The organism is Paenibacillus sp. FSL H8-0104 (assembly GCF_038050215.1).
Classification (GTDB): Bacteria; Bacillota; Bacilli; order Paenibacillales; family Paenibacillaceae; genus Paenibacillus; species Paenibacillus amylolyticus.
This window is the reverse complement of sequence record NZ_JBBOTC010000001.1, coordinates 5,522,704-5,539,283: the sequence shown is the minus strand read 5'-3', so window position 1 is coordinate 5,539,283 and position 16,580 is coordinate 5,522,704. Positions and strand designations below refer to the sequence as shown.

The 16,580-nt window shown below is 47.6% G+C and carries 10 protein-coding genes; 8 read left to right on the top strand and 2 right to left on the bottom strand.

Translation table 11 applies throughout. From position 1 onward, the window contains the following. The first annotated feature begins 182 nt into the window (after window positions 1–182). The 7 genes from NST38_RS24390 to NST38_RS24360 all read left to right on the top strand — a co-directional run bounded on the left by NST38_RS24390 (window position 183) and on the right by NST38_RS24360 (window position 12,942). Window positions 183–2,588 carry an AraC family transcriptional regulator gene (locus NST38_RS24390; protein WP_083684803.1) on the top strand — a complete coding sequence of 802 codons (2,406 nt, stop codon included), beginning with the start codon at window positions 183–185 and terminating at the stop codon, window positions 2,586–2,588. 333 nt (window positions 2,589–2,921) lie between these two features. After that, on the top strand, window positions 2,922–3,851 hold the full coding sequence (locus tag NST38_RS24385; RefSeq protein ID WP_026081491.1) for an ABC transporter permease: 930 nt from the start codon (window positions 2,922–2,924) through the stop codon (window positions 3,849–3,851). Window positions 3,852–3,863: 12 nt separating this feature from the next. Then, window positions 3,864–4,751 (top strand): carbohydrate ABC transporter permease, encoded by an 888-nt coding sequence (locus tag NST38_RS24380; RefSeq protein ID WP_017692544.1) that lies wholly within the window; start codon window positions 3,864–3,866, stop codon window positions 4,749–4,751. Window positions 4,752–4,769: 18 nt separating this feature from the next. Next, complete coding sequence (locus NST38_RS24375) at window positions 4,770–6,275, top strand: extracellular solute-binding protein (RefSeq protein WP_076253299.1); 1,506 nt, start codon at window positions 4,770–4,772, stop codon at window positions 6,273–6,275. Window positions 6,276–6,514: 239 nt separating this feature from the next. Continuing rightward, window positions 6,515–9,868, top strand: a complete 3,354-nt coding sequence (locus NST38_RS24370; RefSeq protein ID WP_076253300.1) for a glycosyl hydrolase — start codon at window positions 6,515–6,517, stop codon at window positions 9,866–9,868. 17 nt (window positions 9,869–9,885) lie between these two features. Continuing rightward, window positions 9,886–10,707 (top strand): polysaccharide deacetylase family protein, encoded by an 822-nt coding sequence (locus tag NST38_RS24365; protein WP_076253301.1) that lies wholly within the window; start codon window positions 9,886–9,888, stop codon window positions 10,705–10,707. Between the two features lie 57 nt (window positions 10,708–10,764). Then, complete coding sequence (locus tag NST38_RS24360; RefSeq protein ID WP_256720145.1) at window positions 10,765–12,942, top strand: glycoside hydrolase family 88/105 protein; 2,178 nt, start codon at window positions 10,765–10,767, stop codon at window positions 12,940–12,942. Window positions 12,943–13,130: 188 nt separating this feature from the next. Here the strand turns inward: NST38_RS24360 and NST38_RS24355 are convergent, their stop codons facing one another. Continuing rightward, on the bottom strand, window positions 13,131–14,006 hold the full coding sequence (locus tag NST38_RS24355) for a DUF72 domain-containing protein (RefSeq protein WP_076253303.1): 876 nt from the start codon (window positions 14,004–14,006) through the stop codon (window positions 13,131–13,133). 215 nt (window positions 14,007–14,221) lie between these two features. Between NST38_RS24355 and NST38_RS24350 the strand changes: the two genes are divergently transcribed. Continuing rightward, on the top strand, window positions 14,222–14,689 hold the full coding sequence (locus tag NST38_RS24350) for an Lrp/AsnC family transcriptional regulator (protein WP_076253304.1): 468 nt from the start codon (window positions 14,222–14,224) through the stop codon (window positions 14,687–14,689). On the opposite strand, the gene NST38_RS24345 is transcribed toward NST38_RS24350, so the two are convergent. Next, complete coding sequence (locus NST38_RS24345; protein WP_076253305.1) at window positions 14,670–15,875, bottom strand: MFS transporter; 1,206 nt, start codon at window positions 15,873–15,875, stop codon at window positions 14,670–14,672. The genes NST38_RS24350 and NST38_RS24345 overlap by 20 nt on opposite strands. Window positions 15,876–16,580 lie beyond the last annotated feature (705 nt).

Sequence of the window (16,580 nt, the reverse complement as noted above, 5' to 3'; positions counted from 1 at the left end):
TTGTAATCCATTTTGTCATGTTAATAAAACATTGGTTAAAAAAATGATCGGTTACAGATCGTTTCATTCACCTGAGGATTGTGCGTATAATACAAGAAAAGGATTTCATCCATATATTCTCAGGGGAGTTGAGGAAGTTTCCATGACAGTCAGACTCGATGCAAGCAGGCAGGTGAGCAGCGATGGAACCGACTAGGAGTGATCGAATATTTGGCAGATTCAAGCGGTTATCCGATTTGAAGGCTGGAAGGCATAAAGGACGATTTTATCGAAACAGCCTCATGCTTATTTTACTCATTGCCAGCATTCCCGGACTAATCACAGGTATCGTCATGTATCAACAGGTTGTTGGCCGGATGGAAACCGAGTTCAATCAGATGCACCAGAACCAGATTGAGAACCGGGCACGTAATGTGGATGACCAGCTGGCTTATCTGGAGATGAACTTATCCCATTGGGCTTTTGAACCGAGGTTTGGCAATGCACTGCGAACGTTGGATTTTGTATATTATTTCAATGAAACGCAGGAGATTGTGACTACCTTATACGTATTACAAGGTTCTCATCCACTGATCAAGTCAGCACAGCTGTATTTGCAGGAACCGAAGCCAATCTTGTTTAATCGGGATTATACCGAATTGAACGATGAAGCCAAAGTACAAGCATATGATCGATACCTTTCCATGGGGAACCACGTGTACTGGACAGACTGGGTTTCCAGCATCAACAGAGATACCGAACCTTCGACCAACGATAGTCCACTGCATACGGATGCAGGCAATGCACTGGTTCTAGTACATAAGATACCGGGGGAGAGCATTAATCCGTTTGGTGCACTGATCATCACGCTGGATAACGAGAAAGTCGCCAGTTTATTGAAAACGCTTACTCCATACGACGAAGGGTTAACGTTCCTCATGGATCAGGAAGGAAACACACTGGTTACCGGTAATCCGGGAACGGCGGGAGAGACTTCTGCTTTTGAGCAGCAGCTAAAAGAAGAAGTAGCCCTGCATGCGGGCAGCCGCTCATTCCTGTTCCGATATGAGGATCAGACCTATTCTGTCTCATACGGTTCATTGAGCCGGATCGATTCAGACTGGACTTATGTCTCCGCAGCACCTCTGACCTCAGTCACTTCGCCAGTCAAGCTGGTATCCAAAATCATCGTCATTGCGAGTGCAGGCAGTCTCATCCTGGGATTATTGTTATCCTGGTTTGCTTCCCGCCGCATCTATTCGCCTGTAGCACGGATGCTGCATCTGCTTACGCCTGGCAGAACCGAAACAACACCAACGGATGCCAAGCTGGATGAGTTTGAGCTGCTGGAGCAACAGTGGAACGAACTGACCTCCCGCAGTGTTACGGCACATCGCCAATTGCAAGAGCAGCTTCCCCATCTACGCGATAGCTTTGTTTTACAACTTGTCCAGGGCCATCTATACGCCTATAACGAGCAGGATCTCCAGCAGCGCATGCGTCATCTCGGATTTGAACTGGAGGGCCAGCAGTATTTGCTGGTGCAGATGTATTTTACGGGGTACGAGCAGCTGCAAGGCAGATTTGGAAGCCAAGACACGGGATTAGTCACCTTTGCAGCAGTGAATATTACACAGGAAGTTGCGAAAAATTATTTCAGGCAGATCAGTGTCATGAACTTCCATGACCTGTCTTCCGCCATGCTTGTGATCGCTCCCCAGGACGAACCTGTGAAGTCACAAGCGCTGTTATGGGGACGGGAACTGGTGGAGGTCATTGGACGTACGCTCAAAATGAAGGTGACCTTGATGGTCAGTCGCCCGGCAGCTTCACTTCAGGAACTGCCCGGACGATTCGTCGAGATGGAACAGGCCGTGGCTTATCGCAGTGTGGAGGAAGGAAGTCAGATTCTCGATCTGGAGGATGAGGCGTGTTTCTGCAGAAATGAAGCGGCTTCCTATCCGCTTGGGCTGGAACGGGAGTTGTTACAGGCGGTCAGGCTGGGCAAACAAACCGAAGCGGAACGTGTGCTGGAACAATTCATGAGTGAAATTACGCGGACGGGCAGTACCGAATTTCAGGTGCAACAGATGATGCTTCAATTGCTCGGTAGCATTCAGCACATGATGCTGCAAACGGGAGTCACACCTTATAAGCTGTTTGGTGGTAGCAACATGTATGAGCGCTTATCCGGTATTCGTGAACCTATACAGATGAGACAATGGATGATGAATGAGGTATTCATACCTTATATACAAGAGGTTGAGGTACGATCGCAGGAACCGCTGAAACTGGTGGTGGAACGAACGATGTTGTATATCGATACACATTACCGCAGCGACATTTCGCTGGAGAATTGTGCTGACGAGGAGCAGATGACACCCTATGCACTGAGTAAGGCTTTCAAACAGGTATCGGGCATCAACTTTATTGATTATTTGACACGTGTGAGAATGGATGCGGCGAAGCAATTGTTGCGGGAGACAACGATGAAAATCAATGATGTTGCAGCGGCTGTGGGATATCAGCACAGTTATTTTAATCGGATCTTCAAGAAACAGGAGGGAGTTACCCCGAGTCAGTATCGCGATCAATGGTTTGGGCAATAACCGTTTATATCTTTGTCATTTCAGACCGGCATTCGGCTTTAGCGGATGCCGGTTTTTTCTTTTTTTTACCGTGATACAAAGAAGGATAAACCCGCAAAAATGTGCAATTCTACCCGCTACGTTATGTGCAATTTCTTGTGAAAATGGCGTTATAGCGGGCTTTTCGGCCATCATGTCGTAGCAATGCAAAAAATGAAGGTTGCCGGAAACCAGGCGTCTGTATAGTCTGAATAACAGGTTAATTGATAACGCTTACATCGTTGAGGGAGGGGAGACATGATGAACGGGAAGACGGACTGGAATACCAACGGCACTGCAACTGCTCAAGCGGATATGGCAACAAGACCATTAAAACAGGAGTCCAATTGGAAAAGACAGATCAAACGAAACAAATGGTTATATGTGCTTGTGCTTCCCGGCTTTTTGTACTTTGTCATCTTTAAATACTTGCCCATGTGGGGGATCATCATTGCCTTTCAGGACTACCAGCCTTTCCTGGGCATCCGGGAGAGTAACTGGGTAGGGCTAGAGAACTTTACGAACTTCTTCTCCAATCCGGACTTCTTCCGACTATTACGCAATACGCTGGTCCTTGCCCTGTATGATCTCATCTTCTTTTTCCCGGCACCAATCATTATCGCTTTGTTATTAAATGAAATTCGGGTCGCTTTCTTCAAAAGAACGATTCAAACGCTGGTCTATGTACCCCATTTTGTATCGATGGTTATTATCGCCAGTATCACGTACGTGTTCCTGACCCCGCAGGGCGGAGTGTTATACGACCTGATCGCCTGGATTACAGGCAAGCCCATTGATGTACTCTCCAGTCCGGGTTCGTTCCGTCCGCTCATTATTGTTCAGATGATGTGGAAGGAGATGGGTTGGGGCACGATTATCTTCCTGGCGGCCCTCGCAGGTGTCGATACGGAACAATATGAAGCCTCCATTGTGGATGGTGCAGGACGGTTACGGCGGATGTGGCATATCACGCTTCCAGCCATTCGTACGACCATAGTCATTTTGCTCATTCTCAGACTGGGGAACTTCCTCGATACCGGATTTGAGCAGATCTATCTGATGACCAACTCCCTCAACCGGGATGTGGCGGACGTATTTGATACGTATGTGTACACGGTGGGGATTACGCAAGGTGCATTCAGTTACAGTACCGCTGTGGGACTATTCAAGTCTGTGGTGGGGATTATTCTGGTGCTTGGCAGTAATAAACTTGCGAAAAAATTCGGCCATCCCGGAATTTATTAAGGAGGAGCGCCCATGAACAGCCGTCTATACAACAGCCCTGCCGGCAAGGTATTTGATATCTTCAATTACGTCATGCTGGGGATTCTGGGCATATTAACCGTCCTTCCGTTCCTGTATATTATAGGGAATTCTTTCGCAACGGAAGCCGAGATCACCGAACGCAGTTTTTTCCTCATTCCGAAGGTGTTTTCCTTCAGCGCGTATGAGTATATCTTTTCATCGTCCACGATCTTTCGCAGCATTGGTGTATCCATTTTCATCACGGTGGCAGGTACACTGGTCAATCTGTTCTTCACACTAACGATGGCCTATCCACTATCCAGAAGTGACTTCTGGGGCCGTAACGTCATGATGAACATGGTGATTTTCTCGATGTTATTTGGCGGTGGCATGATTCCAACGTACCTCGTCATTCGTGGACTGGGACTGCTCGATTCTTACTGGGCCCTTATGCTTCCTGGCGCGATCAGCGCTTTTAACTTAATAGTTGTCAAAAACTTTTTTCAGCAAATGCCGCCCGGGCTGGAGGAAGCGGCCCGCATCGACGGCTGTTCAGATCTCGGGGTGCTGTGGCGAATTGTTCTGCCTTTATCCAAACCGGTCATTGCCACGTTTGCCTTGTTCTACGCCGTAGGGCACTGGAACAATTTTTTCTCGGCACTGCTGTACATTTCCGACAGTGACAAATGGCCGTTACAAGTCATGCTGAGACAGATCGTGTTACTTTCGCAAGCCAGTGTCGGCGATATGGCGAACATGGACCCCAATTTTGTACAGCCACCAGAGCAGTCAATCAAAATGGCGGTGATCGTTGTAGGTACCATTCCGATTTTGCTGGTGTATCCGTTTTTGCAGAAGCATTTTGCCAAAGGTGTCATGTTAGGTTCAATCAAAGGCTAAAGCCAAGGGGGAGAAGGTATGGAACAAAAAACGGGATTCAAAAAAGGTGCACTGTTACTCTCTGTGTCACTGGTATTGAGTACAATTCTGGGAGCATGCTCCATGGATAAAACAGGTTCAGGGAGCGCTGCCGGTGGCACAGACGAAATTACCATTATGCTGCCGAACTTTGAAGCGGAGAATCCGCCGGAGAACAGCCCGGTCATCCAGAAGCTTGAAGAACTGACCAAGGTGGATGTGAACCTGCAGTGGGTGCCAAGCAGCTCGTACGAAGACAAATTTAACATCACACTGGCTTCGGGAAAGCTGCCTCAGATTATGGTGGTGTTAGGGAAGTCTCCGAGTTTTATTAATGCGGCCCGAACCGGAGCATTCTGGGAGCTTGGTCCTTATCTGAAAGACTATCCGAATCTGAGCCAGATGAATGAAATCATTACCAACAATGCGTCAATTGATGGCAAAACCTATGGGATCTACCGGGCACGCGCCTTAGGACGTAATGGGGTCACAATCCGCAAAGATTGGCTTGAGAAGTTGGGTCTAGAAGAGCCGAAGACGATTGATGAATTTTACAATGTATTGAAAGCGTTCACGAAAGATGATCCTGACGGTAACGGCAAGGATGATACGTATGGTCTGGTTGCCAGCAAGTTCACGGGCCCATGGGATAACATGCAGGTATGGTTCGGTGCACCCAACAAATGGGGAGATGATGGCAGCGGAGGCCTGATCCCGGCGCATGAGACACCAGAATACATGGAAGCTCTGAAATTTTTCCGTCAAATTTATAGTGAAGGTCTGGTCAACAAGGACTTTGCCGTGATGGATGCAACGAAACTGCCTGATCCTTTTGTGAATGGTCAAGCAGGTGTCATGGTGGATGTAGCAGATAATGCACAGCGGATGGATCAGAAAATACTCGATAAAGACCCCAATGCGACAGGACGTGTGGATGTGCTGCAAGCGATGGAAGGTCCAAAGGGATTGCGTGATATGCCAACGTCCGGTTACTCAGGCCTGATTGCCATTTCCAAAAGCAGTGTCAAAACGGAAGAAGACCTGAAGAAGGTACTGAGCTTTCTGGATCAGCTGAATGAACCGGAGTTGCAGGCATTGTTGTACAACGGACTGGAAGGCAAGCAGTATGAGAAAAAAGAAGACTACATCATACCGAGCACTGACAAGCTTGCGCTCCGCGACCTGCAGGGTTTAAATCAGATTTTGATGTTTGTGCCGGAGGACAGAACGCTTCGTGTCCAACAGACACCTGTCCGTGAAAAGGTTGCACAGGTGCAGAAAGCCAACGAAGAGATTGTCATTGCCAATCCTGGCGAACCGCTGATCTCTGATGTTTACGCTCAGAAAGGACCACAGCTGGACAATATCATTAACGATGCACGAATCAAATATATCGTAGGTCAGATTGATGAGAAAGGATTCGAAGATGCTGTTGCCCTGTGGAAGAATAACGGCGGAGACGATTATGTCAAAGAAGTCAATGAATTGTACGCTGCACTGAAGTAGTCTTATAAGCCAAAGCCCGGTAGCCGTACTTTCAGTGTAGCGGAAACAGCCGGGTTTTGCTTATCGCTGTGATGGCTTGATCCGTGAACAAAGATTCATCCAACTTTCTGGGAATTATGACTTCCTGAATATGGTTTTTGATGTATAATCAAATCGAAAAAAACCTATTTGAACTGAAATGAACGTTATTGGTAAAGCTGGACACCACACACTCTTGGACACGCAGGGAGGAAGGCAACATGTGGAACGGGGATGCTTTTGAAAATCCCGAGGCGCAGTACAGGGTCCATCCCTTTTGGTTCTGGAACGGGGATATGGAAGAAGAACAGATAAAGCGGCAAGTGGCTGAGATGGCGGCGCAAGGTGTAGGTGGATTCTTCATCTGTCCACGTCAGGGACTGCAAATTCCCTATCTGTCGGAAGCGTGGTTTGATAAGGTGCGGATTGCAGTGGAAGCGGCGGCTGCTCACGGCATGCAGGTATGGTTATATGACGAATATCCATATCCAAGTGGGATGGCTGGTGGGGAAGTGACCCTTGATTTCCCTGAAGCGAAGCAACGACAGCTCGTGCATCACCAACTGGTGGTTCAGGGCGGAGAAGCTGTGGATATGGAGTTGCCATGGGGACGAGTCTTGGTTGCCAAGGCGATTCCCAAGGATGAACAGGGCAAGCGTCTGTGGCATGGGTCCATCGATCTGCGCAGCAAAATCGGCAATATCCAGACCGATCAGGTCTATCAGGAGACCGGACTCACATCGTATAACCGCAAGCGGTTCTTCACCTACCGAACAGCGTTCCGCTTGTTGTGGGATGTTCCCCCGGGTGATTGGGAGTTGATTGTATTTCAAGAAATGGAGATCGATGATTTCAAATATTACGGCAACTTTGTTGATCCTTGCCACAAGGAAGCGATGAGTCGTTTTATTGAACTGACACATGAGCGTTATAAGTCAGCGGTTGGAGATCGATTTGAAAGCGTAATCAAAGGCATGTTCTCGGATGAGATTGCACCGCTGGGTCGTATCCCATGGTCACACCAGCTTCCCCGTTATTTCAGCGAGCGTTGTGGATATAGTCTGATCGATTCGCTACCGGCCCTGTTATATGGCGATGTTCCGGACGCGCACCGGATTCGGTATGACTACTATCAGTCACTGCATCTGCTTCTCAGGGAGTCCTATCACAAACAGGTGCATGATTGGTGTGAGGAAGCAGGAATCCAGTACGCAGCAGAGGTGCCTGGCGTACGGATGACCACCCAGTTGTTTAGCCATATGCCAGGCGGTGATTCGGCCCATGAGAAAATCGGACGATCCTTATCGTGGATTCTGGAACGATATGGCCAAAAGATGCGTGACAATCCCAAGATGGTCAGTTCGCTTGCCCGGCAATTGGGCCGAAGCCGCAATCTGATTGAATGTTTTCATAGTGTAGGCTGGTCGATGACGCTACAAGATGCGAAATGGATGATTGATCGAATGGCCGCCATGGGCACTAATTTTTATAATTTTCACGCCTTTTTCTATACGATTGGTGGGCTTGCGAAGCATGACGCACCACCGTCTCAATTTTTGCAGAATCCCTACTGGAAGCATTTCCGGCAGTTAGGGGATTACACCGGACGTTTGAGCTATCTCATGAGCACCGGAGCAGCAGATATTCGTATTGCTGTGCTTGACCCAACGACGACATTCTGGAGTCTGATGGGTAATCCGCTGCATGGATTTGAGTATAGCGGCGAGGACGAAGCAGAACGGGTGCAACTGGAGCGCCTGACGAAGGACTGGATGAGGATCACGACACATCTGCTCGAAAACAGACGTGACTATGATCACCTTGACCCCGAATTGTTGGTTGAAGCTGACTTAACGGATGGCATCATTCAGATCGGCGTTGCCCGTTATGACGTATTAATTCTGCCACCGATGCTGAATCTGGAGGCCGTGGCCTGGGAACAGGTGAAGCGATTTGTTCGGCAGGGAGGAACTGTCATCTCTGTTGGGATGCCTCCGCATATTGCGATTCAGCAGGGAAGTCCAGAGGGAGATGAAGCTGCCCAGTTCTTTGGTGCGGGCGAGCAGCCGCAAGAGGTGTACTGGGGCCGTAACGTGACAACAGATCACGATAACCGTGAAACCATGTGGCATCAGGGTGAGGGGAATGCCTATTTTCTACCCGCAGGAACGGGGCAGGGAGATGACTTTTCGCTGGAGCTAATCTCTCTCCTGCTCGATCAGGTATTGCCGGAACCCATCTGTTGGATCATGGAGGAGGAAAGTGCCTCCCTGCTGATGCACACCCGTGAATTGTCGGCTGGAGAGCATATGGTTTTCTTGACCAATCAGGAGGGTCAGGACCTGAAGGGACAATTGAAGCTGGTCACCAGGCAGTTGTGGGATGGAACGGAGCTGACAGAGGGTGCTTGTCTGGTGGCAGAACGACTTGATCTGGAGACAGGGCAGCTTCAGACATTGCCGTATACGAGCAGTGGCGGGGAATGGTGCATTTCACTAACGCTGGCGCCTTATGAAGCGCATGCTGTTCGTCTTACTTTACAACCTGCGAAGGAAGAGGCATTAACAACGAAGGTGGATGTAACAGACAAAACGGGTTCGACGTTCGTAACGGATGTATTGGCAGGAGCTAATCAAGCCTGTAAGATCATGGTCCCTTCGGAAGGGCCATGGCGACTCGAAACGGTGCAACCTAACATTTTGCGAATGGGACAATTCCATCTTCAGGCTTCCAATGTTAATGGTGTGATTCTGGAAAGCCAGCATGTAGCTGTGAAACCGTTTATTGATCAAGCGGCAGAATTATCGGAGCAGCAGCATCTGCCAGTCCAGTTTAATCAGGTATTTGGCACACCGAAAAAGGCATCCTTAGCCTATCCCATCGAATGTCGATATACGACTACATTTGAGCTGAGAACGGCATTGCCTGCATGCTTGTTATTTATGGACAGAGCGGCGATCTCGGGCAGTTGGTCCATGGAGATTAATGGGCAACCACTTGGAAAAGAACAATTCGATCCAATTGAAATCACCGATCACAATAATATCGCTTGTGATATCACGGAGTTGTTGCACAGCGGTCTCAACGAAATGGCGGTGATTGTGCAGGTAACGAAAGATGAGGATGGCATCGTGGATCCCTTGTATCTACAGGGAAGATTCGGCGTGGAGTTCCATCATGAAGGCATGGTTTCGCTTGTACGGGAACCGGACACGGCCCTTTGCATCGGACCTGAACCGCAGCCGCTGTATCCCCATTTTGCCGGGGAAATGAGTTATAAACGCACGTTCTGGCTGGATGAGCCAGGGGAAGATATTACCTCGTTTGAACTAGAATTTAGCGATTGGCGTGTGCAGGATGTGGTGGAAGTGCGGGTAAACGGACATAGCCTGGGTGTAAGATGCTGGTCTCCGTATCGTTGGAAGGGAGAGACCTCCTGGTTGCGTCCGGGAGACAACGACATTGAAGTGCGGATTACCAACACATTGATCGGCCTGCTGGAAGGTACGTATTTTGATTCGGAACATCATCGATTACAGGATGCAGGTCATGTACCTGTTGAAGAATTGGGATAAAGGAGTGGAAGTAAGGAATGGGACATCGTATTCAGTTTGACCGCTATCCAGGTGGTGTGATGAAAGCGTTAACGCTCAGTTATGACGATGGAGTGGTGCATGATCGCAGACTGGTGGAAATCTGTAATCGGTATGGTCTGCGGGGAACCTTTAATCTGAACTCCGGTACCCTGGGTAATCCAGGCCGCATTGAGGCTGGGGAAGTCGCTGAACTGTATACGGGGCATGAAGTAGCCGTTCACACGGTTACTCACCCTACGCTGCCTTATGTTCCGAATGAACTATTGACCGAAGAGATTATCGAAGACCGAAAAGCATTGGAGCAGCTCGTCGGTTATCCGGTACGAGGCATGGCTTATCCCAACGGAGGGTACGACCGTGCGTTAAGTACAAAGCTGGCGTGGCTTGGCATTGATTATGCCCGTACCGTTGAATCACATGGCAGATACACGTTGCCAGATCGGTCGCTTGAATGGCATCCGACGTGTCATCATAACCATGATCTGGCGGGGCATGCCAAACGTTTTATCCAACATTCCAAAACAGGTACGCCACTATTACTCTACGTCTGGGGTCACAGTTATGAGTTCAATGACAACGACAACTGGGAGATCATCGAACAGTTCGGTGAGCAGATTGGCGGCAGGGACGATATCTGGTATGCCACGAACATCGAAGTGATTGCTTATTGGAAAGCGGTGCAACGATTGGAGTGTTCAGCAGATCGCTCCATCATCCATAATCCGTCTGCCATCCCGGTTTGGTTCACCGCAGATCAGCAGGTTGTTGAAGTGCAGGGCGGAGAGACATTGCGGCTAAGCGAACGAATCAAGGTATAAGGAAGGGAGCTGACGATCATTCGTTATTTTCATGAGAACGAGGCGATTGCAGGTAAGGTGTACGATTCAATTCCGGATATATTGACAACGGTGGCTCAGCGTTATATTGGCGATCATCCGAAACATTCCTTTTTGTTCAGAGCTTATCATCAGGGAGGTTTTCGTAGACGTGGGGACTACCGCTACGACCTGAATCTGAATGAGAAATGCGTAGAGGCGCATGCAGGGCAATACGTGTATGTATGGGGCAAGTTATGGAGCGAGCAGAATGCAACGTTAAATACGGGCCTGAACTGTTATAGTCCGGTGACGATTTATGTGAACGGTGAAGAGATATTCAAGTCTGAGTTGTTACAGGAGTTATTTCCCGAGCGAAGAACCCAGATTCCGATTTCCATGAACTATGGCTGGAATGATGTATTGCTGTGTTTTGTCAAAACAGAAGTGGGATTCGGCGGTATCTACGGAACAGCCTCGTTCAAAAATTTCCCCCTGCACTTCCTCACTCCTGGGGCAGATCGTCAGGGTCAGGAGGGCTGGTTATATTCGGAACCCGTCGATGAACCTGTAGTATCTCTTCCTCGTGATGGCATGACGGAAGAAGAAACGGGCCTTTCCTGGTATCCGTGCAGGGGCTGGACAGATGAGGAACAGAGCATGGGTTCTTTTGCCCGCATCTTTGGTACAGAAAAGCCCGCTGTTGCCTACGCATGGTCCAGATTGGATGTAACTTTGCCAGGAACATCACCAGTTATTTTAAAAGGTCGTCATGATGGAGCTTTGACTCTGTATGTGGATGGTACGGAAGTATACTCTGCTGGAGGTAGCGGTAACTTCCGAGTTGAACTCGCACGCCGTTACGGTTCATCCGATCTGGTCGCGAAAGGTGAAATCCAGGCAGTAGGCGGTCCATGGGGATTCACGTTGGAAGATGCCGAGCGTTCGGATTCCAAAGGCTGGAGACTGAAATCGCCTCATCCGGTTGCGGGATGTTCTGACCCCTGGCTGTACACGGGTGTGTTTGCTCCCGGTGCTGAACCATCGCATGCCGACATCGTGCGAACAGATACCGTATTTGATGATGGCGCACAAGGTGTGTATTGGCGGGTAGATCTTCCCGACACCCATGTCCGTCCTTACCTGGAAAATACACATTACGGAAAGTGGAATTATCCGCTTGGCGTTACCCTGCTTGGACTGCTACAGACGGGACAGGAATTGGGACGGGATGATTACATTCAGTATGTGCGGCAACATATTGAACTGAGCACTTCATTTGACCGCTATGGTCTGTGGGATCGGGAAGGCTACGGTGCGGCAGGGATTAATAATCAGCTGTCTGCCATCGACAGTCTGGATGATTGCGGTTCGTTTGGGTCTACGCTGCTTGCTGCGATGGAGTTCGGTGATATTCGTGGGGGAAGAGATACTGCGGATCGGATTGCGGGTTACATTACGGATGAGCAGGAACGTCTGGAGGATGGTGCCTTTTACCGGGTTCGCGGCAGTGGGGAGATGCGTCAGGAGACGATGTGGTGTGATGACTTGTACATGAGTACACCTTTTCTGATGCGTTATGGTCAATTGACAGGCGATGCGACGTATTGGGATGATGCGATCAATCAGTTTCTGATGTTCCGTAAATACCTCTACCTTCCCGATCAACAGATCATGTCCCACGTGTATGATTTTGTGCGTGGTCGGGCGACAGGTATTCCATGGGGACGGGGGAACGGCTGGGTGCTCTTTTCATTAACCGAGTTGTTATCTATCCTGCCACATGATCATGTGAAACGGTCGGAACTGCTAACTTTCTATCGTGATTTAAGTCAAGGTTATCTGGCGCTGCAAGGGGAAAATGGACTATGGCATCAGGTGCTGAACCGCCCAGATTCGTATGAAGAAACCTCCTGCACATCCATGTTCATCTACGCTTATGCCCGTGGTATTCGGGAAGGCTGGCTGGAACAGCCAGAGTCTTATCTGGAGGCAGTGCGCAGAGGATGGGAAGGCATAACGCGCTTGTCGATTGATTATAAAGGCAATATATACGGGGTATGCCGGGGCTCCGGGTACTCGTTTACCGCCTTGTATTATCGCGATGATCTGGGATGGAATCTGAACGATACCCATGGGATCGGCATTGTGCTCTTAGCAGGCATTGAAGCGCATAAAATGAACGAGCAGCTCCGTAAGGCGTCTATCGATTCTTCGGTTACAGCCGCGCAGCGCTGATGTTTGACACAACGAAACGGCTGTATGTGGATAGCCTTCTATAGATAGATTACCAGCTAAAGAAAGCGGCAAAGCCCTCGGGCTTGCCGCTTTTAGTTTGTTTCCAATTTCGAATCCGCTCTGCATAATAGCAATAACACTCACGTATCTTCACCCTATAATGTGAGTAACTCCGTCTTTTACACGAGTCAAAATAATTCCAGTTGCTCTGGTCCTTCTTCCTTCTCCGGTTCAGTACGGTCAGGGAAAGGCTTCACCGGCTGATCCAGCAGGTCCATCATCATCTGGGCATTCGCCGCTGCATCGCCACCGGAGTTGTTATTAAAAATAACATAGACATCCTTGCTCTGCTCCTGCAATTGCTCCAGATACCCTTTCCATTCCAACAATTCTTCCTTGTTGTAACGGTACAGGTAACGGGTCTCGCGCCAATTGGGCGCACCATTCTGATGCCACCCGGACACATTACGTCCGTGCATGCGAACCAGTGTCATCTCGGAATCCGTCGCCTGTGGCACGATGGGGATAGAACCAAGACCTGCCTGAGGTTCGTCACAGACGCTGTGAATCCAGCCTTGCTCTTTCAGGAACGAAAGCGTCCGCTCGCGCATGTCACCTTCATACCAGCTACGATGACGGAATTCCAGGGCACACGGAATACCTTCCATTCTCAGTTTCACTTCACGAAGCTCTTTCACGTTGTCCTTATTGCACTCAAACCAAGGTGGATATTGAAACAAGGCTGCCTGCATCTTGCCAGCTTCAATGACGGGCTCTAGTGATTCTCGAAAAGCCTTATACATCTCCGACGTGCTGGTGAAGTAGGGCTTGCCCCGCAGATGTCCGGTCATTCCCTGATAGGCTTTGATGATAAAAGCAAAGGATTCGGGCGTCTCGGCAGCCCACCGTGCCATTCGATCCCGCGGCTGAACGGCGTAGAAGGAACTATCCACCTCCACGGTGGAGAAGTACTGTCCGTATAGACTGAGCTTGTCTTTAGCTTTGGTACGGTTTGGATAGAGATCTTCCTGATCCCCCCATCCGGTAAGTCCGATGTGAATCATAAGAACACCTCCTGTTGCTTTTTGAACAACCTCTTATAATTAACCGATTTGCAGGCATATGTCTAACATTATATCGTGTGCATTTTGGCTCTTCAATGTTGGAGCAGCTTTATAATTGATTTTATGAATACGGCATTGATGTCCATGAATTGATAAATTAATTTGTATAAACGATAATATAATAATACCTTTAAATTATAAGGAGGATACTTAGAGTGGATCATGTTGATAACCAAATCCTTTTACACCTTCAAAATCAAGCTAGGATTTCCATGACTGAACTCGGTAGATTGGTGGGGCTATCCCAACCTGCTGTAACGGAAAGAGTCAAACGGATGGAGGAAAAGGGAATTATTCAGGAATATCGCACAATCATTTCTCCGCAAAAAACCGGAAAAAATGTTGCCGCCTATTTCCTGTTTAGTACTAGAAACTGTAATGTTTTTCTCGATTTTGTTCGGTCGTCACCCTTTGTTGTCGAGTGTCATCGTATAAGCGGAGAACACAATTTTTTAATGAAAGTCATTGCCGACTCTACATACGCACTTGAAGAGTTCGGCAATGACTGTGATAAATATGGAACGTATACGATTCTAATTGTTATGTCTTCACCCATTGATTATAAACCCATCATTCCATCTCTCGAAGAGTTGAAAAATGAATCTATCCACTCTTTGTTGTGAATCCATGTTCTTTCGCTTTCCATACTACGAGTAGCGCAATGAGTACGAGAATAAGCATAACCCATGGAAATGAGAGGACATCAACTGTTACAAGAAGGGCCGCACCAATTAACCCGCCAGCGCTTACAGCCAAATTCCATGCTGTTACCAGCATAGACTGAGCCACGTCCACATTATCACCAGAAGCTTCAGCTACAGCCGTTTGAAGCAGTGAAGCGGCTCCGCCAAAAGTCAGCCCCCACAATGCAGCAGCCAAAAAGATCCCTACTGGCTGACTGCTACTTATCCCAAACATCATAGATGCTAGAGCGAAACCCGCAAGGCTGCATAGAATCAATGGACGAAGCATGCGGTCAATCCATATTCCTGTAATCCAGAGCCCCACAACCGATGCAATACCAAAAACAAATAGTATAATGTCAACACGTTGACCAAGCCCAACTTGAGCGAGGTAAGGCGTAATATATGTGTATAGAATATTGTGAGCTAGTACCCATATTAGTACGACAAACAAGATAGGGCGAATCCCCGGTTTAACGAAAACTTTATGAAGGGGAAGTCTCTTATTCGTTGATTGACCAGCAAAGTCTGGAACTTTTAAGAGTATCCAAACGATTAACAAGACAGTAAACACTGACATGATTCCAAAAACTGTACGCCAGCCTACAAGAGTGCCGAGTATTGTTCCCGCGGGAACACCAAGCGCCATAGCCAAAGGTGTACCTATTCCTGCTACCGCCATAGCTCGACCTTTGAGCGAATCAGGCACCATGCGGCTAGCATAACCTGCTAACATTCCCCACAAAACACCTCCGGCTGCACCTGCCAAGAATCGGGCAACAAGAGTTATTGTGTAACTGGAAGATAGAGCTGTAACACTGTTAAACAAGAAAAAACAAATCAAGCTTAGCAACAACAGTGGCCGCCTCCGCCAACCGCGTGTAGCTGTAGTTAGTGGAATTGCTGCCAAGACAGAGCCAAGGGCATACAACGTTATGAATTGCCCAGCTAATGCCTCTGAGATTCCAAGTCCTTCGCTTATCTGTGGCAATAAACCAGCCGGAATGATTTCAGTTAAGAGACTTATAAATCCAGCTAAGGCAAGCGGAATTAGCCCTACCCATGGGAGGCGGACAGAAGATGCAGCATCCGCAGTGTTACTATGTGTGGTTTTAAGTTTTTTCAATTTATGCCCTCTCCTTTTGAAAATCTTGTACTTACAAAAATATTGCTCAATTGGCATATATAAGCTTATCAAATCAAATAGCAACCTTACATAATCGAATTAAAGTAAATGTATTTTTAAACCTATATATTATATTTATAATGAGGATATTTCCTTTGATTTTAATGTAAGCGTTGTTGCCACTTAAAAATTCATAAATCAGATCCATAACCGATTAACTGTTACAGACAATATTTGAGACTTATAAATAGATACCTCTACAGATTATGTTAAACAACCTCTCTAAGAAGGGAAAAACTTCTATTCCTCGAATTTTTTTGATTATGTATTTAAAATTAATGAACAGAATACGATTCAAAAATAAGCTATAAGTTAATTGAAATAAAGATAGGAAAAGAAGGTAGTCCAGAATAAAATTCTGGCTACCTTCTTTATTCAAACGGTTCTTTCTATTAAATCTGGGTTTTTATTAACGTTGATTTGTGTAAATATTATTCATTTATGTACATGTTTTAAGTGCTCAAGGTTAATGATGTACATTTTAATAATGTTGTACATTCAATAAACAGAGTATTCCCTCGTGTGCATTTTGGCTCTTTAATGTTGGAAAATTACTGGAATTTTTTGAGTTTGCAGAATAAAGACGTTACAATACATTAAAGCTAGTGGAAATGATCAGGCCTGTACATAGCGTACTACAGATAG